Annotated in this window: 13 protein-coding genes; all 13 read right to left on the bottom strand. The window is 66.8% G+C overall.

Annotation, left to right across the window (positions count from 1 at the left end):
* Nucleotides 1-112 precede the first annotated feature (112 nt).
* The 13 genes from AC5O5I_RS20210 to AC5O5I_RS20150 all read right to left on the bottom strand — a co-directional run bounded on the left by AC5O5I_RS20210 (nucleotide 113) and on the right by AC5O5I_RS20150 (nucleotide 17143).
* The gene (locus AC5O5I_RS20210; RefSeq protein WP_494511441.1) at nucleotides 113-706 is read right to left on the bottom strand and encodes a glutathione S-transferase; all 594 of its coding nucleotides are present in this window, start codon (nucleotides 704-706) and stop codon (nucleotides 113-115) included.
* Nucleotides 703-4347 (bottom strand): AAA family ATPase, encoded by a 3645-nt coding sequence (locus AC5O5I_RS20205; protein WP_172287141.1) that lies wholly within the window; start codon nucleotides 4345-4347, stop codon nucleotides 703-705. The genes AC5O5I_RS20210 and AC5O5I_RS20205 overlap by 4 nt, the downstream gene beginning before the upstream one ends.
* Nucleotides 4344-5582, bottom strand: coding sequence for an exonuclease SbcCD subunit D C-terminal domain-containing protein (locus tag AC5O5I_RS20200; protein ID WP_172218551.1), 1239 nt, complete (start codon nucleotides 5580-5582; stop codon nucleotides 4344-4346). The genes AC5O5I_RS20205 and AC5O5I_RS20200 overlap by 4 nt, the downstream gene beginning before the upstream one ends.
* Nucleotides 5583-5727: 145 nt before the next feature.
* Nucleotides 5728-7359: a BatD family protein gene (locus AC5O5I_RS20195; protein WP_172218549.1), complete on the bottom strand. Its 1632-nt coding sequence runs from the start codon at nucleotides 7357-7359 to the stop codon at nucleotides 5728-5730.
* Nucleotides 7356-9074 (bottom strand): vWA domain-containing protein, encoded by a 1719-nt coding sequence (locus AC5O5I_RS20190; protein ID WP_494511440.1) that lies wholly within the window; start codon nucleotides 9072-9074, stop codon nucleotides 7356-7358. Before AC5O5I_RS20190 ends, AC5O5I_RS20195 begins: the two co-directional genes overlap by 4 nt.
* Entirely contained in the window at nucleotides 9071-10147 is a 1077-nt protein-coding gene (locus AC5O5I_RS20185) for a vWA domain-containing protein (protein ID WP_494511439.1), read from the bottom strand. The genes AC5O5I_RS20190 and AC5O5I_RS20185 overlap by 4 nt, the downstream gene beginning before the upstream one ends.
* The gene (locus tag AC5O5I_RS20180; protein ID WP_172218544.1) at nucleotides 10140-10634 is read right to left on the bottom strand and encodes a DUF4381 domain-containing protein; all 495 of its coding nucleotides are present in this window, start codon (nucleotides 10632-10634) and stop codon (nucleotides 10140-10142) included. Before AC5O5I_RS20180 ends, AC5O5I_RS20185 begins: the two co-directional genes overlap by 8 nt.
* Nucleotides 10631-11575: a DUF58 domain-containing protein gene (locus tag AC5O5I_RS20175; protein WP_172218542.1), complete on the bottom strand. Its 945-nt coding sequence runs from the start codon at nucleotides 11573-11575 to the stop codon at nucleotides 10631-10633. Before AC5O5I_RS20175 ends, AC5O5I_RS20180 begins: the two co-directional genes overlap by 4 nt.
* A 4-nt stretch (nucleotides 11576-11579) precedes the next feature.
* On the bottom strand, nucleotides 11580-12539 hold the full coding sequence (locus AC5O5I_RS20170) for an AAA family ATPase (RefSeq protein WP_172286477.1): 960 nt from the start codon (nucleotides 12537-12539) through the stop codon (nucleotides 11580-11582).
* Nucleotides 12540-12794: 255 nt separating this feature from the next.
* On the bottom strand, nucleotides 12795-13985 hold the full coding sequence (locus AC5O5I_RS20165; RefSeq protein WP_494511438.1) for an MFS transporter: 1191 nt from the start codon (nucleotides 13983-13985) through the stop codon (nucleotides 12795-12797).
* Nucleotides 13986-14041: 56 nt separating this feature from the next.
* A complete protein-coding gene (locus AC5O5I_RS20160; RefSeq protein WP_172286479.1) occupies nucleotides 14042-15256 on the bottom strand; it encodes a benzoate/H(+) symporter BenE family transporter in 1215 nt (404 codons plus the stop codon).
* A 171-nt stretch (nucleotides 15257-15427) separates the two neighbouring features.
* Nucleotides 15428-16315, bottom strand: a complete 888-nt coding sequence (locus AC5O5I_RS20155; protein ID WP_172231368.1) for a dihydrodipicolinate synthase family protein — start codon at nucleotides 16313-16315, stop codon at nucleotides 15428-15430.
* A gap of 45 nt (nucleotides 16316-16360) precedes the next feature.
* A complete protein-coding gene (locus AC5O5I_RS20150) occupies nucleotides 16361-17143 on the bottom strand; it encodes an aldolase (RefSeq protein WP_172286481.1) in 783 nt (260 codons plus the stop codon).
* Nucleotides 17144-17362: the final 219 nt, after the last annotated feature.

Below are 17362 nucleotides of genomic sequence, written 5' to 3'. Positions count from 1 at the left end.
CTGGCCCTATCGCCGGCAAGCCAGCTCCCACAAGGGATATGCAGGCCTCACGCCCAGCGCGGTACCTGTGGGAGCTGGCTTGTCGGCGATAGGGCCAGTGCAGGAGCAGATTTCATTTGGCCATGACCGACTTGAACAGCTCCGAAGCCAGCCACCTCTCCAGCCAGCTCCGCACCCGCGGATAAGCCGCCTCGGCGAACCACAGCGGTTCGACCCCGGCAAACTGGCGCATCAGGGGTAGCAACGCGGCATCGGCCAGGCTTGGATGGTCAGCCAGCAAGTTGCCCCGCCCATCCAGCAGGCCTTCGAGCTCCGCCAGCCAGGCCTCGGCCTGCAGGCGGTAATGCTCGCGGGAATGCTCGGGATAGCGCTCGGCATACTTGTACAGGTTTACCTGCACCTTGAACGTGCTGTCATTGCGCGCAATCAGATCCTCAGCTTGCTGCGCTGCGGCCGGGGCGCCTTGTAGCCGCCAGTCCTGCGGGTCGTTCTGCTCCAGCGCCCAGCGCATGATATCCAGGCTTTCCTCCAGCACCCCGGCACCGGTGTCCAGCACCGGCACCGTGCCCTTGGGCGACAAGGCCAGCAATTCTGCCGGCTTGTGCTTCATCGCCACCTCGCAGATCTGCACCTGGCACCCGGCATAGCGCAGTGCCAGGCGCGCACGCATGGCCCATGGGCAGCGGCGGAACGAGTAGAGAATCACCCGCACACCTCCACATCGCTCAGGCCATTGCCTTGACGACGCACCTGGATCTGCACCGGGATGCGTTCGTGCATCTCCTGTACATGGGAAATCACCGCCACCTTGCGGCCCTGGGCCTGCAAGCCATCGAGGGCGTCCATGGCCAGTTGCAGCGACTCGGGGTCGAGGCTGCCGAAACCTTCGTCGATGAACAGCGATTCGATGCGCAGGGTGCTGGAAGCCATCGAGGCCAGGCCCAGGGCCAGCGCCAGCGACACCAGGAAGGTTTCACCGCCCGACAGCGAGTGCACCGAGCGCAGCTCGTCGCCCATCTCGGTGTCCAGCACCAGCAGGCCGAGGGCGCTGCCGCCGCGCTTGAGGCGATAGCGCCGGGCCAGTTGGCGTAGCTGGGCGTTGGCGTGGTGCAGCAGCAGGTCGAGGTTGTAGCCCTGGGCGATCTTGCGGAATACATCGCCCGAGGCTGAACCGATCAGCCCACTCAGGCGCGCCCAGCGTTGCCACTGCTGGTGGGCCTGCTCGATTTCTGCTGCCAAGGCCTGGGAGGCCTGCTGGCGACGTTGGTCGTCGGCCTGCTGCGCACGCAATTCGGCGCATTGCTGCTCATGGCCGGCGAGGCGTTCGCGCAAGTCGGCCAGGGCTTGCTCCAGCGCTTCGGCCGAAGTTTCCACGGTGGTTTGCGCGGCGTGGTGCTGCAGGCGCTGTTCGCGCTCCTGCAGGAGCACGCGACCCTGCTCAATGGCTTTTTCGGCGCCTTGCAGGCGCTGGCGCAGTTCACTGACCTGGGCATCGTCCATGGCCAGCAATCGATCCAGCCCGGCGTCATCCAGTTCAGGGTGTTCGCTGCGCCACTGCGCAATCTGCCCTTGCAACTGCTGGCACTCGTTGTCCAGCGCCTGATGCTGTTGAGCATTGGCGTTGAGCTCGCTGGCCAGCTGCACGCCCTGGGTGCGCAACGCCTGCAGGCGCTGGGCGGTGTCGGCGTCGAGGGCGCGCGCGTGCTCCAGCGCGGCGTCCATGTGCTGTTGCCAGGCTTCGGCGCTGGCATGTTCGCCCAGCAGTTCGGCCAGCGAAGCCTGGGCCTGCTGGCGCTGCTGGTCGAGTGTGGCGAGTTTCTGCTGCAATTGCTGCAGCGCCTGTGCGCGCGCCTGTTGCTGGTCGCGCAGCTTGTCCAGCTGAGCTTGACGGGCTTGCTGTTCCTCCTGCTCGTCCTTGCGTTGTTCCAGTTGTTGCAGGCGCTGGGCGATTTGCTGATCGAGGGCGAGAAAGGCATTGGCCGGGTCGTCGTTCAAGGCCTTGAGGGCTTCATCGGGCAACACGCCGGCCAGGTCGTTCAGGCCTTGCTGCAGCTGCTGCTCGTCGTTTGCCAGGGCCTGATGCTGTTGCTCCAGATGGCGCTGGGCCTGCTGTTGGGCATCGTGCGCGGCTTGCAGCTGCTGGTTGAGGCGGGCGGCGTCGCGTTGCAGGGCGAGCAGCGCGCTCTGGCGCTTCTCGTCCTGGTTGATCACTTCGTCCAGACGCCGTAGCTGGCTGTCCAGCCAGGCGCGGCGGGCCTTGTCGTCCTGCGGCGCAAGTGCCGGCCACAGGCTGTGCGCCTGCACCTCGGCCATCAAGGGTTGCAGCTGCTCATCCAGTTGCTGCTGTTGCTGCTGATAATCCTTGAGCTGGGCGTTGATCACCCCCAGCTGGGTGCGCAGCTCCACCAGCGTGCTGTTGAGGTTTTCCACCTGCTTTTGCGCGGCGGCTTCTTCTGCCTGGTCATGGCGACCCAGGCTTTGCAGCAGCGCTTCGGGTTGATGGAAGGGATGCTCGGCGCTGCCGCATACCGGGCAAGGCTCGCCGTCGCGCAGTTGGGCACGCAGCTCTTCGACGCTCGTGTTGCGCGCCAGGCGCTGGCGTTCCAGCAACTGGCGGGTGAGGTTGAGCGCCTGCTCGGCGGCTTCCAGTTCGGCCTTGGCTGCGGTGCCCTGGCTGATCAGCTGCTGGCGCTGCTGCATGGCCTGCTGCTGGCGCTCGCGCACGGCATTCAGCTGTTGGCGCAGCTCCTGTTCACGGCCATGAAGGCGCGCGAGCACTTCAACGGCGCGTTGCTGCTTGCGGTTTTCCTGCAGCATGCTGCCCAGCAGGTCGATCTGCTCCGCCAGGGCCTGGGGCTCGGCCTTGGCCTCGCGGAACAGCAGGTCATGGGCGTCACGCTCGGCTTGCAGGTGCACATTGGCCTGGCTGGCCAGAGCTTGCAGGCCGGGCAGTTCTTCACGGCCTTTGGCCAGGCGGGCGCCGATCTGCATCACCTGCTTCAGTTGCGGCAGGTAGGCGTGCCAGGCGTTGGCCAGGCCCGCCAGGTGCTGGCTGTCGGCGAGCGCCGTGTCGATCTGTGCCAATTGTTGCAGGCTGCGCTGCTGATTGGCCTCCAGCTGCTGCACGTGCTGCTGGCCGTCGGTAACTTCCTGCTCGGCCTGTTGGCGGGTGCTGTGTTGTGTCACCAGCTCCTGATCCAGCCGCGCCAGGTTGTCCTGGACGGCAAAAGCCTGGCGCAGGCGCGGGGCATTTTCGCCGTGCTGTGCCTGCTTATCGGCAAGGGCCTGGCGCGCGGTGACCTGCGCTTGTTCGAGCTCGGTAGTACGCACCTGCAGTTCGGTTTGCTGCTGGTGTTGTTCAGTGATCCTCGTCGCCAGTGGCAGCAACTGCGCAGTCAGCGTCTGCTGGCGGTGAAACTGGTGGCGCTGCGGGGCCAGGCGCTCCAGGCGCGCAAGGTCCAGGCGTGGCTCGGCCAGCTGCTGCCAGTCCTGTTCGGCGGCCTGCAGGGCGTTGCTGGCCTCGCTGTGCTGGGCCTGCAGCTGGCGTTGTTCATTCAGCCAGCTGCGTTGCTGTTCCAGCTGGCGCTCGCCGGCCTGGTCGGCCTTGAACTGCTGCTGCGCCTGCTCCAGCTGCTGGTCGAGCTCGGCACGGGCTTCGGCGGCCATCGGCAGCAGGTGGCTGGCGCGGTCCTTCAGGGCGTTGTGGGTGTCGCCGGCCTCGCGGGCCTTGCTGAAGGCACGTTGGCCCAGGCGGGTGTAAATGGCGGTGTTGGTGAGCTTTTCCAGCAGTTCGCTGCGGTCTTTGTCGTCGGCCTTGAGGAAGGCGCCGAACTCGCTCTGGGCCAGCATCACCGCACGGGTGAACTGTTCGAAGTTCAGGCCCAGACGGGCTTCGACCAGTGCCTTGAATTCGTTCTTGGCGCTGGCCAGCACCTGCTCGCTGTCGAGGTCGTAGAAGCTCTGGCGGCTGAGTTGCAGCTTGCCGTTTGCCTTGTCGCGGGCGCGGTTGGCTTCCCAGCGCGAGCGGTAGCGACGGCCGTCGATGCCGACGAAATCCACCTCGGCAAAGCCGCTGCCGGTGCCACGGCGCAGCAGGTTGCGCGGGTCGGAGGTGGGGATCTCGCCGTCGGCGTCCGGCACCTTGGCCTCGCGGCCAATGTCGTTGAGCCGCGGTACGGTGCCGAACAGCGCCAGGCACAGGGCGTCGAGCAGGGTGCTTTTGCCGGCGCCGGTAGGCCCGGTGATGGCGAACAGGCCGGCACTGGCCAACGGTTCGGCGGTGAAATCGATGTCGATCGGGCCGGCCAGCGATGCCAGGTTCTTCAGGCGAATGGCGAGAATCTTCATGGCTGCTCCTCTTCCAGCTGCACGTCCTGCAACAGCAGGGCAAAGTCGGCCAGCGCCTGCTCGTCGGCGGGGTTGCCGTAGGCCTGTTCCCAGGCCCGGCTGAACAGGTCCTGCGGGGTCATCTGCGACAGTTCGACAAAGGCCAGGCCATCGTCTTCGGCATTGTTGCGGCCGGCGTATTCGGCGCTGATGCGGATCAGCCGCACGGCCTTGCTTTGGAGTGCGCTTTCGATCTGCTGGCGCAGGTCCGGTTGCGGTTCATCCAGTATCACCCGCACCTCCAGCCAGGGCTGGCGGTTGGGGTCTTCGAGCAGGTCGATCACCGGCAGTTCGGCCAGTTGCTGCAGCAGTTCGCCCAGCGGCGCCGGGCCGACCCGTTGCAGCGCCACGGCGCGCGGCACCGGGCGGGGTTCGATGCTGACCAGATCGCTGCCGTTCAGCTCCACTTCCAGCACCTGGTGCGGGTAGTTGACTTCGGCGAACGACAGCGGGATCGGCGAGCCACTGTAGCGGATGCGCTCTTCGCGGTTGACCTTCTGCGGCTTGTGCAGATGGCCCAGGGCGACGTAGCTGATGGCCTTGTCGAACAGCTTGGCCGGCAGGGCTTCGGCGTTGCCGATGATCAGGCTGCGTTCGGAGTCTTCCGACACCGCGCCACCGGCCATGTGGGCGTGGCTGATGGCGATCAGCGCCTGGTCTTTCTTGCGCTTTTTCTGCGCGGCGGCGATCAGTTGCTGGTGCACCTGGGTGATGCCCTGCAGGTAGTCGTCACCCAGTTGCGGGCCAGTCACTTCGGCCGGACGCAGAAACGGCAGGGCCAGGCACCAGGCGGCGACCTTGCCACGGCCGTTGGTCAGCGGGATCAGCAGGCGTTCGGCATCCAGCTGGCCCTCGTCCAGCCAGTGCACGCGGCCCAGGGCATGGGTGCGCAGGCGGCGCATGAGCGCGGCGGGCAGCTCGATGCGCGAGCCGGAGTCGTGGTTGCCGGCGATCATCACGATGTCCAGCTTGGGCTGTTGCTCGTGGGCCTGGACGATGAAGTCGTAGAGGCGTTCCTGGGCTTTGACCGGCGGGTTGACGGTGTCGAAGATATCGCCGGCGATCAGCAGCGCATCCGGCTGGCGCAGGCGCAGCTGGCCGAGCAGCCAGTCGAGGAAGCAGGCGTGTTCGAAGTCGCGTTCCTGGCCGTGCAGGCTTTGGCCCAGGTGCCAGTCGGAGGTATGAAACAGACGCATGGATGACCTGTTGGTGTCGAGTCGAGCAAGCGAGGGCTTGGCTGGGGATGGGCGTTGCGTGAAGGGGGTATGGTAACCCAAGCCGGAGAATTGTCGGCAGGCCCATTGTGATCCCCCCCCCCGGATACGCCGCCCACCAGCCGGATCATTTCGGATAAAGCGGCGGCAAGCTGCCATTCTCCCCAGCCGGCACCAACACCTGCTCCGCCGAGGGAATAACCCCGATCGCCCGCCACAAATCCTCCCCCTGCCAATACTGCCCGCTCTCGCTGTACAGCGCCCCGTTCAACCCATCCAGCGCATCCGACAACGGCACAAAGCGCGCTGCCATCTCAGCCAGGGTCTCCGGCTGCTGTCGCGCCCAGGCATCCAGCGCCTGGCGAGTGGCATGGGGATCATTGGCCTGGCACGCGCGCTTGAGGTCATCCAGCAAGGTGCGCGGGCTGGGCCCGGTCTGCGCGGCACGCAGCACCGCCGGTCGCGAGCGCGCACGCCACCACAGGGCAAAGCCCAGCACTGTGCTCAGGGCAAACATCAGGGTGGCCAGCTGCCACGGCCACAGCAGGGCGCTGACACTGCTGCTTTCACCCACCGGCGTGTCGGCGCTCAAGGCCGGGTTGTCCTGCACATCCAGTGTGCGCGCCGGCAGGCTGCTGTGCTCCAGATGGTCTTCGCGGGTGTTCCACCAGGTCACCTCCAGCGCCGGCAGCGCCAGTGTGCCGCTGTGGGTCGGCACCAGCGCTTCACGCTCTTCGCGGTTGGCTGTCATGCCACGCTCGCTGATTTCGTTGCGCAGCAACGGCTGGTCCGGGTAGCGGCGCAGGCCGGTGATTTCGGTGGCCGGCAGCGGTGGCAGCTGGGTGCTGGACAGGCCATCGGCACGCAGCGTGATGTTGCGCGTCAGCGAATCGCCAATCTGCACCTGCTGGGTGCCGGGGTCGGGGTTCCAGTGTTCTTCCAGGGTCAGGCTGCGCGCTGGCAACCACGGCACACCCGCGGGCCAGGCCGGCGGAATCGGCCGCACGGCCAGGCGCAAAGGCAGCGAGCTGACCTGCACCTGGCGACCGGCGCGGGCCGTGCCGTTGCCTTGCGGCGCTTCATCGCTGCTGGCAGCGGCGGTGGCGGTGAACGTCAGTGGCGGGATGTCGAGGCTGCCGCTTTGCTGGGCATACAGCGCATAGCGGGTCTCGATCACGCCGTGGCGCACACCATTGATTTCCTTTTCATAGGTGCGCGATTCGCCCAGCGGCTCGACCTTGGCATTTTCCAGTTGCAGCGGGCTGAGGCTGCTGTCGTCGTACAGCGCCACCGAATGGTAGATGCGCAAGGTCAGCACGGCCTGGGCCTGCACGTAGACCTCGGTGCTGTCGAGGGTTGCCTCGACGAACACTTGGGCGCTGTCCTGGCGGCTGGCATCGGCCTGCAGCACCTGCAGCTCGATCGCCTGGCTGTGCGACTGGCCCAGCTGTAGCTCGGGGATGCGCAGGCTGCCGCTGCGGCGTGGCAGCAGGGTGATGATCCAGCGGGTGCTGGCGCGGGTTTCACCGTCCAGCGTGTGCAGGCTGTTGAGCTGGCGCGTGCCGCGCACTTCGAAGTCGCCTTCCAGGGCGCGCAGGTCGGGCTTGCCGAACTGCGTCACGTCCTGGCTTTCCAGGGTCAGCTCCAGGCTTTCGCCGGCTTCCAGGCGGGTACGGTCAACACTCGCCTGTAGCAGCGGTTCGGCCTGGGCCAGTACGGCCCAGAGTGCACTGAGAATAAAGACGCCGAAGCGACTCATCGTGGGTTTTCCTGATGCAATTGCTGTTCATACCAGAATTTGCGCCGCAGCAGCTCCGCCGGATTATCCGGAATCTCCCGCAGCCATTGTTCCAGGGCCTGGCGCTGTTCGGCATCGAGGCTGGTCGATACCGGTCGCTGGGGCGGCTGGATGACGCTGTCATCCGCGCCTGCCTGGTTACCGGGTGTGGCCTGGGTGTTGTTGCTGCCTTCGCCGGGTTGTTCGGCGTTGGCTTGTGGGTCACCGCCGGGCGTGCCTTGCGCGGGGCTGCTGGCCGAACTGCTGTTGCCTTCGGTTTCGCTGCCGGGTGTGCTTTGGGCATCGCTGTGTGGCGGCTGTTCTTCGGCCTGGGCTTCGCGCTGTTGCAGCATTTGTTGCACCAGCGCCTGGTTGTCCAGCGCCAGTTGCAGGTCGGGCTGGCGCTCCAGGGCTTGCTCGTAGGCGTCGAGCGCGGCTTCCAGCTCGCCGCTGCGGGCCAGGGCATTGCCTCGATTGTAGTGGGCTGCGGCCGTGTCGCCTTGGGAAAAAGCGTCGGCGGCAGCGGCATAATCGCCGGCCTGGTACAGGGCCATGCCACGCCATTGCGGGTCGTGGAAGTGGCGCGCGGCGCTGGCCGGACGGTTTTGCTCAAGCAGGCGCTGGCCTTGCTGGTCGGGGCGCAGCCACAGGTCGTTGAACTCGAACGCCTGGCTGGGCTGAGGCAGTGCCAGCAGCAGCGGCAAACAGAACAGCCAGCCACGCCGGCCGGCGCAGGCGGCCAGCAGCAACAGCGGGATCAGCAGCCAGTAGCCCTGGTCGGCCCAGCTGTCCAGCTGCACGGTCTGGCCGTCGTTGCGGGCGCTGCGCGGGTTGTCGAAAAGGCCCAGGCCACGCAGGTCGAGGTCGTCAATGCGGGCATGGCGGTAGCGCCCCCCGGTGCCGCTGATGAAGCTTTTGAGGCTGCTGCTGTCCAGGCGCGGTACCAGGATGCCGCCCTGATCGTCCTTGAGGTATTCACCGTTGGCCTGGCGCACCGGTGCGCCTTCGCGGCTGCCGATGCCCAGCATCAACAGGCTCGGGCCCTGGCGGCCAAGGGCTTGGGCGATGCCCTGGCGCTCGGCTGCACTGAGCGCCGAACCGATCAGCAACAGGCGGCCCTGGCCCAGGCCGCTCTGGGCCAGCAGCGCCAGTCCTTTTTGCACGGCCAGGTCGGCGCGCTGGCCGGGTTTGGGCATGATCGACGGGTCGACGGCCTCGAGCAGATTGCGGGTGGTGGCCAGGTCATCGGACAACGGCACCAGTGTGTGCGCGGAGCCCGCATAGACCACCAGTGCAGTCTGGCTGTCGCGGCGGTGTTCGAGCAGGTCGAGAACCTTGCGCCGGGCCTGCTCCAGGCGGTTGGGCGGGCTGTCCTCGGCGAGCATCTGCGGGGTCAGTTCGAGCAGGATCACCAGCGGGTCGGCCGGGCGCTGGCGGTTTTCTTCCAGGCGCTGCCAGCTGGGCCCGAGCAGGGCCAGGATCACCAGCGCCCAGGCCAGGCCCAGGGCCACCCACGGCAGCTTGCTGCTACTGCCGCTGCCGCCACCCAGCAGCACGCCATGAAACGCCGGCGGTAGAATCATCTGCCAGCGCCCGGCACGTTTGCGCCGATGCCACAGCTTGTACAGCAGCCAGCCGAGCAGCGGCACGGCCAGCAGCCAGAGCGGGCGCAGCCATTGTGGCCACAGGTCGATCATCGCCGTCTCCTCAGACGCAGGCGCTTGAGGCGCTGGCGCCATTCCGGGTGCGGCTGCAGGAAGCTCGGCTTGCGCAGCAGGCGATGCAGCAGGTTGTCGGGCCATTGCACCGCTACTACCAGCAGCACGCTGAGCAGCAGCGCCAGGGCCAGGGGCCAGGCATACAGGGCCTTGGCCGTGCGCGCCTGGGTCGGTTGCTGGGCCACCGGCTCCAGTTGGTCCAGGGTGTCGCCAATGGCGTCCAGCTCGGCGCCGTCATGGGCACGGAAGTAGGCGCCGTGGCTGATGTCGGCGATTTCCTTGAGCGCGGCTTCGTCCAGGTCCAGGCTCGGGTTGAGGCCGAGCAAGCCGGGGGTGCCACTGGCTTCGGGGTTGGCGCCGATACCGATGGTATAGATGCGCACGCCTTCCTGGGCTGCCAGGCGCGCGGCGGTCAGCGGGTGGATCTGCCCACCGTTGTTGGCACCGTCGGTGATCAGTACCAGCACCCGGCTTTGTGCCGGGCGCTCGCGCAGGCGCTTGACCGCCAGGCCGATGGCGTCGCCGATGGCGGTGTTCTTGCCGGCGATGCCGATCTGCGCCTCCATGAGGAAGGTGCGCACGGTGCGCCGGTCGAAGGTGAGCGGGGCCTGCAGGTAGGCCTGGCTGCCGAACAGGATCAGGCCCACGCGGTCGCCTTCACGGTCTTGCAGAAAGTCGCCAAGCAGCGCTTTGACCAGATCGAGGCGGCTGATGTCTTCGTTCTCCCACTGCATGTCGGGGAAGTCCATGGACCCGGACACATCGACCGCCACCAGCAGGTCGCGGCCGCTGGCGGCCACCGGCACCGGCTCGCCCAGCCATTGCGGGCGGGCGGCGGCGCACAGCAGCAACAGCCAGATGATGACGAACGGCGCCTGCTGGCGCCAGGTTGGGAGGTTGAGCCGCGCACGGCGCCCGGCCAGGCTTTCCAGTTCGTTCAGGAAGCCCACCTTGAGCACTGGCTCGCCGCTGTCGGCGGCAGGCAGCAGCAGGCGCGCCAGCCATGGCAGCGGCAGCAGGGTGAAGACCCAAGGCCAGGCCAGTTCAAACATGCTTGCGGATCCAGGTTTCGACGGCCTGGCTGAGCCCGACGATGGCTTTGTCGTCGAGCTTGCACTCGGGTTTGTAGGCGCCTTCGACCAGCACCATCCAGCGGGTCAGGCCGGCGGCCGGACAGCGGTTGTCGAGAAACGCCAGCCACTGGCGGCCGTTGAGGGTATGGCTGTTGGCCCCCGGATAATGGTTGCGGCACAGGCGCTTGAGCAGGGCGTTGATCTGCTGCAGCCACGCACCGGCCGGGGCGCCGTCGTACGGGCGAGGCAGGCGGGCCAGCTCGGCCAGGGCTTCGACGCGCACCGGGTCGAGCGGTTGTTCGGCACGCACGATGCGGCGCTTGGTGGGGCGCCAGCGGCGCAGCCGCCACAGGCCCCAGGCCAGCAGCGGCAGCAAGGCCAGCAGCAGCCACCAGCCGATCGCGGGTGGCCACAGCCCGACCGGCGCCGGCTCGATCAGCGGGTGCAGCTGGTCAAGCGGGTTCATGAGGCGCTCCGCGGCCGCTGGGCGCTCATGTGTTCACGCAGTTGCTCGATCATTTCGCTCTGCGTGCTCAGTGGCAGCAGCACCACGCGCAGCTTCTGCGCCATCAGCTCCCAGCGCTCGATGCGCGCTTCGGCCTGCTGACGGTAGGCCTGACGCAGGTTGGCGTCGAGGGTGTCGAGCTCCAGCTGCGCGCTGCGCTGGGCAAAACGCAGCAGGCCGGCGGCGGGCAGGGCATGGTCGAGCGGGTCGGACACCGGCAGCAGCAGCAGGTCGCAATGGCGCGAGAGCATGGCCAGGTGCTGTTCCACCTGTGCGCTCAGCGAGCGCTCGTCGCAAATCACGATGGCCAGGCTGCCGGGGCGCAGCACTTCGCGGGCGCGGCGCAGGGCCAGGCCCAGGCTGTCGGCCCCGGGCGTGGCCTCGGTGTGCAGCCCCTGGTTGACCTTGGCCAGGCGGTTGAGCAGTTGCAGCAGGCTCTGCTTGCTGCGCCGGGGTTTGATTTCGTGGTGCTCGTTGTCGCCGAACACCAGCCCGCCGATGCGGTCGTTATGACCCAGCGCGGCCCAGCCGAACAGCGCTGCAGCCTGGGCCGCGAGCACCGACTTGAACATCAGCCCGGAGCCGAAGAACAGCCGCTGGCTCTGCTCGACGAGGATGAAGATTGGCCGCTCGCGCTCTTCGTGGAACAGCTTGGTGTGCGGCTCCTGGGTACGGGCGGTGACGCGCCAGTCGATGTTGCGCACGTCGTCGCCGGCCTGGTACACGCGCACCTGGTCGAAATCCACGCCGCGCCCGCGCAACTTGGAGTGGTGCAGGCCTACCAGCGGGCTGCGCTGGCCGGGCTTGGAAAACAGCTGGATTTCGCGCACGCGATGGCGCATGTCGATCAGCTCGGCAAGGCCGATGCGGATGCCGGGTTGTGCCAGCTGGGTGGTGGGCATGGGTTCAGGCAACGGCGACAACGTCGAGGATGCGCTGGACCACGCGGTCCTGGTCGATCCCCGCCGCCTCGGCCTCGAACGAGAGGATGATGCGGTGGCGCAGCACGTCGAACAGCACCGCCTGGATGTCTTCGGGGCTGACAAAGTCGCGCCCGGCCAGCCAGGCGTGCGCGCGCGAGCAGCGGTCCAGCGAAATGGAGCCGCGCGGGCTGGCGCCGTAGGCGATCCAGTCGGCCAGTTCGGCGTCGAACTTGGCCGGGGTGCGGGTGGCCATCACCAGCTGCACCAGGTATTCCTCAACCGCGTCGGCCATGTACAACCCGAGGATTTCCTTGCGCGCGGCAAAAATGGCCTGCTGGCTGACCCGGCGCTCGGGTTTGCTTTCGCCGCCCAGGGCTTCGCCGCGGGCCTGGGCCAGGATGCGTCGCTCTACCGCGGCGTCGGGGAAGCCGATTTTCACGTGCATCAGGAAACGGTCGAGCTGGGCTTCGGGCAGCGGGTAGGTGCCTTCCTGTTCGATGGGGTTCTGCGTGGCCATGACCAGGAACAGCGGCGACAGGTCGTAGGTACTGCGGCCCACGCTGACCTGGCGCTCGGCCATGGCTTCGAGCAGCGCCGACTGCACCTTGGCCGGTGCGCGGTTGATTTCGTCGGCCAGCACCAGGTTATGGAAGATCGGGCCCTGCTGGAACACGAAACTGCCGGTTTCCGGCCGATAGATTTCGGTACCGGTGATGTCGGCTGGCAGCAGGTCGGGGGTGAACTGGATGCGATGGAACTGTGCCTCGACGCCTTCGGCGAGCTCCTTGATGGCTTTGGTCTTGGCCAGCCCCGGAGCACCTTCCACCAGCATATGGCCATCGGCCAGCAGCACGATCAACAGCCGTTCGACCAGTTTTTCCTGGCCTAGGATCTGGGTGGAAAGAAAGGTGCGCAGCGCGATCAGCGCTTCACGGTGTTCCATCGTCGACGGTTCCTGGTGTGGGGCCGCAGGCGGCTGAAGTCAGCGGCTTTGGCAAGGGGTGATACTTTAATCCATCCGGGGGGGTGGCGACCAATGGCTGCCGGTAAATTTATCCAGGCTTGAGACCTGGGGGTACAGAAATGTCCTGCATGTCGCTGGGCCTCGCCTGATATTCCGCTGCAGTGGCTGGGCGCCCGTTGTACCCGGAGCAGGCCGACGGAACCCGCGCAGCGCTCCATTTCACAGGCGCTGCATCTATTGGGGCAAGCACCGCCTTGCCAGCTCCTGCGCCACAGTCAGCAGCACCGTCAGCAACATGAACACCATCGACGCAGCAAACACCCCGTTGGCCAGCCGCTGGTCAAGCATCCAGCCGAACCCCACCGGCCCGATGGCGCCGCCGATATTGAACCCGGTCGAGACCAGCCCGAAGGTTTTACCCTCGGCCCCTGGCGGCGCAGCCGCTTTGACCAGCATGTCTCGCGATGGGGCGATCACCCCGCTCAGCAAGCCGATCGCGCCCAGCACCACCACCAGCGGCCAGCCCTGCAGCAGCCCCAGGGCCACCAGCGCGGTCAGCGCCGCCGCCAGCGCGAAGGCCAGTGCCGCCACCAGGCCATGGCGGCGGGTACGGTCAGCCAGGGTTCCACCGCACAACACTCCCGCCGCGCTGCAGAGCAGGAAGGCGGTCAGTGCAGTGTTGGCCCAGGCCAGCGTCAGGCCTTGCCCCTGGACCAAAGCGGCCACGGAGAATTTCTCGATTGCACTGGTGCTCAGGTTGAGCAGGATGAACAGCACCGTCAACACGCCGATCATCGGCGTGAACAAGCGCACGCGGCCGGCCGCATCAGCGCAGGCGGCGGCAGTTTTGTTGCCTGGGCCAGCAACCTGATACACGCCGCTACCGGGCACCGAGATCAACAGCCACGCCGCAACCCCCAATGCCGCGCCCGTCGCCAGGGCTGCCTGCAGGCCGAACAAGGCGGTGATACCCAGAAATACCGCCGGCGTAACCGCCGCGCCGAGGAAGCCTGCGAAGGTATGAATAGAGAACGCCCGGCCCAGGCGGCTTTGCTCGATGCCCTTGGCCAGCAACGCATAGTCGGCAGGGTGGTACACGCCATTGGCCAGGCCGGCCAGGGCCATGGCCACCAGCAGCACCCCATAGCCTGGGCTGACCGCCACCAGCACGAAGCTGAGGCTTCCCAGCAGCAACCCGGCCTTGAGCACTTTGCGTGCACCGTAGTGGTCGACCGCATAGCCCAACGGGGCCTGCACCAGGGCGGAGACGATGTTGAACACCGCCAGGGCGACGCCGAGCTCGACGAAGCCGACCCCCATCAGGCCGGGAAGCACGGGCAGCAGGGCGGGGATCAGCATGATGTGCACATGGCTGACAAAGTGCACGGCAGCAACCTGGGTAAGAAGCTTGGGTGTTCGCGGCATATCGATACCTGTCGAGCGCTGCGCGCCTGTGGCGCGCGCTGAGGGAGTGGGCCCGTTTAACGGGCGCTGCGGCTGACCCGAGGAAGGCGGCCGTTCAGCGCCGCATGGGCCAGCAGGCCGATGACCAGGCCCCAGAAGGCCCCGCCAATGCCGAACAGGCTGATATTGGCCGCTGCCGCCAGGAAGGTGATCAGTGCCGACTCGCGAGCGCGGGCATCGGCCATTGCGCTGGCCAGGCTGCCGCCGATGGTGCCCAGCAGGGCCAGGCCGGCCAGGGTGGTAATGAACGTCCCCGGCAGGGCCATGAACACACTCGCCAGGGTCACCCCGAACACCCCCACCAGGATGTAGCAGACACCGGCGGCAATCCCCGCAACCCAACGCTTGCGCGGGTCTTCGTGGGCTTCCTTGCCGGTGCAGATGGCTGCGGTAATGGCCGCAATGTTGAAGGCGTGCGAGCCAAACGGCGCCATCAGCAACGAGCCCAGGCCAGTGACCGCAACGATCGGGTTGGCGCTGGTGGTGAAGCCGTCGTTGCGCAGCACCAGCATGCCGGGCATGTACTGGCCTGTCAGGGTGATCAGAAACAGTGGCAGGGCCACGCTGAGGGCGGCGTTGAGCGAAAAGCTGGGGGCGGTGAACACTGGCGAGGCGAATTCCAGCTTGAGCGCTGCCACGCCCACCTGCCCCTGAAGCAGCAGGTAGCCAAGCCCCAGCAGCAGAATGCCCACCACGGCGTAGCGAGCGCTGAAGCGCTTGAACGCCACGTAGGCGGCAATCAGCAGCCCGGCCAGGGCCGGGTCGACCGACAGCCCGGCGAAGGCACCGATGCCGAACTGCAGCAGGATGCCGGCCAGCAACCCGGCAGCGATCCCGGCGGGAATGACCCGTACCAGGCGCTCGAAACACCCGGTCAGCCCCAGCACCACGAAGCCGGCTGCCGAGAGCAGGTAGGCGCCGATGGCCTCGCTGTAGGGCACGCTGGCCAGAGCGGTGACCAGGAACGCGGCGGCTGGCGTGGACCAGGCGGTGATCACCGGTGCGCGGGTGTACCAGGACAAGGCCAGGCCGCTGAGGCCGACGCCGATCGACACCGCCCACACCCACGAAGCGGTCAGCTCCGGGCTCAATCCGGCCACTTTGGCGGCCTGGAACACCAGGATGAAGGTGCCGCCGTAATTGACGATGACCGAGACGATTCCCGCGATCACGGGGTGAAGGATGTCTGTCAGCCGTAGCGGTGCTGAAGAGCTTTGTGCAGGCGCGTCCATGGTTGCCTCTGTTTGCTGGATGCAGGTTTCAAATGACGGAACCCGCTGATTCAGCGGGCTCTGTATGCCTCGACCCTTTGTCGGGAAACACCTGAAGCTTCTGGCTCATCTGTTCCCGGCGGGGCGCTGCGCGGCGGCGGGGTGCTGCCGCGCAGGCGTCGGTGAGGTCGATCAGCCGCGCAACGTGTCCAGCAGGCCCTTCAGGCAACTGCTGCCCTGGGCGTCGAGCGGCTGCAGGGGCAGGCGGGGGGCGCCGACATCCTGGCCGAGCATTTTCAAGCCGGCCTTGATGGTGGTGGGCAGGCCGCGGCGGGTGATGTATTCCAGTAGTTCGTACTGGCGGTAGAACAGCGCCCGGGCTTCGGCCAGGTCGCCTTGCTGCACCGCCTGCCACAGTGCCAGGTTCAGCGCCGGGATCAGGTTGGGCGCAGCGGTGCACCAGCCGGTGGCGCCGGCCACCAGCGCTTCCAGGGTGAGCGGGTTGCAACCGTTGTAGAAGGCCACCTGGCCGTCGCTGGCCGTGAACAGGCGGTGCATGCGCTGGATGTCGCCGGTGCTTTCCTTGACCATGGTCACATTTGGCACTTCGTCGAGAATGCGCAGGATCAGCTCCACCGACAGGTCGGTGCCGCTGGTGCCCGGGTTGTTGTAGAGCATGATCGGGATGTCGATGGCCGCGCCGATCGCCTTGTAGTGGGCGATCACTTCGGCTTCGGTGAGCTTCCAGTAGGAAATAGGCAGCACCATCACCGCCGTGGCGCCGCAGGTCTGGGCCAGGCGGGCGCGTTGCACGGTGCGCGCGGTGGTCAGGTCTGAGACGCTGACCACGCTGGGCACGCGCCCGGCAATGCGTGCCTGGCTGAAGCGCACCACGCTTTCCCATTCGCTGTCGGACAAGTAGGCCCCTTCGCCTGTGCTGCCCAGTGGTGCAATGGCGTGTACGCCGTCGGCGATCAGGCGGTCGATGGACGTGCCCAGGGCCTCCAGGTCGAGCGTGCCGTCTGCGGTGAAGGGAGTGATGGTGTAGCCGATGACGCCGCGAATTACAGGTGTAGACATGACCAGGCACCTTTGCCGTTGTTGAGGAAAAGAGTACAGCTTCGATCAGCCCAGGCAGTCGCCGTGGGCACGCAAGGCACGGCGGGCGTAATAGCCGAACGCGGCGCCATGTCGTTTGGGGGTGGAGATCCAGTCATGGGCTTCCTTGCCCAGTGCCTCAGGGATGGGGCGGATTTCTCCGGCGCCCATGGCCAGCAGCTGCATCTTCGCCGCGCGCTCGAACAGCAGGGCGAGCACGCAGGCTTCTTCGATCGAGCCGCCGGCGATCAGCAGGCCGTGGTGGGAAAGCAGGATCGCGCGCTTGTTGCCGATCGCGTTGGCGATGATCTCGCCTTCTTCGTTGCCCACTGGCACACCGGGCCATTCCTGGAGGAATGCGCAGTCATCGAACAGCGGGCACAGGTCCATGTGCGAGATCGCCAGCGGCACCTCCAGCATCGACAGGGCCGCGCTGTGCAGCGGGTGGGTGTGGATGATGCAGTTGACGTCGGGGCGGGCGCGGTACAGCCAACTGTGGAAGCGGTTAGCCGGGTTGGCCATGCCACGGCCTTGCAGCACGGTCAGGTCCTCGTCCACCACCAGCAGGTTGGAAGCAGCAATTTCGTCGAAGCCCAGACCCAGTTGCTGGGTGTAGTAGGTGCCAGGCTCCTGCGCACGTGCGGTGATCTGCCCGGCCAGGCCAGAGTCATGGCCGCCGTCAAACAGGATGCGGCAGGTGAGGGCGAGTTTTTGCCGTGCGGTGTAGGTGTTGTCGGCCAGCGCCGTCAGCATCTGCTGCTGGGCGAGTTTGACCAACTGGTCCTTGGGGGTGTGCATGGTGGTCGTCATGGGGGTACCTGCCGGAGTGGGGCGGTTCTGGGCTGAGCGACGCGGGAGTCGTCAGGACACACGGCGATCATAATGACACTTTGTGTCATATGCAAGCGATGTGTCATCGCTGGTGTCTGTCATGTGAGGGGAGGGGGAGCGGCAAGGAAGCGTCAACGATAGGTCGGGCAAAAGGAGGACGACCCGCGAATGCGGGTCTGACTTGCTAAGTGCCTACAC

The organism is Pseudomonas sp. 9_2_1 (genome assembly GCF_059295275.1).
The sequence above is the reverse complement of the archived record's forward strand: the minus strand, read 5'-3'. Positions and strand labels throughout refer to the sequence as shown.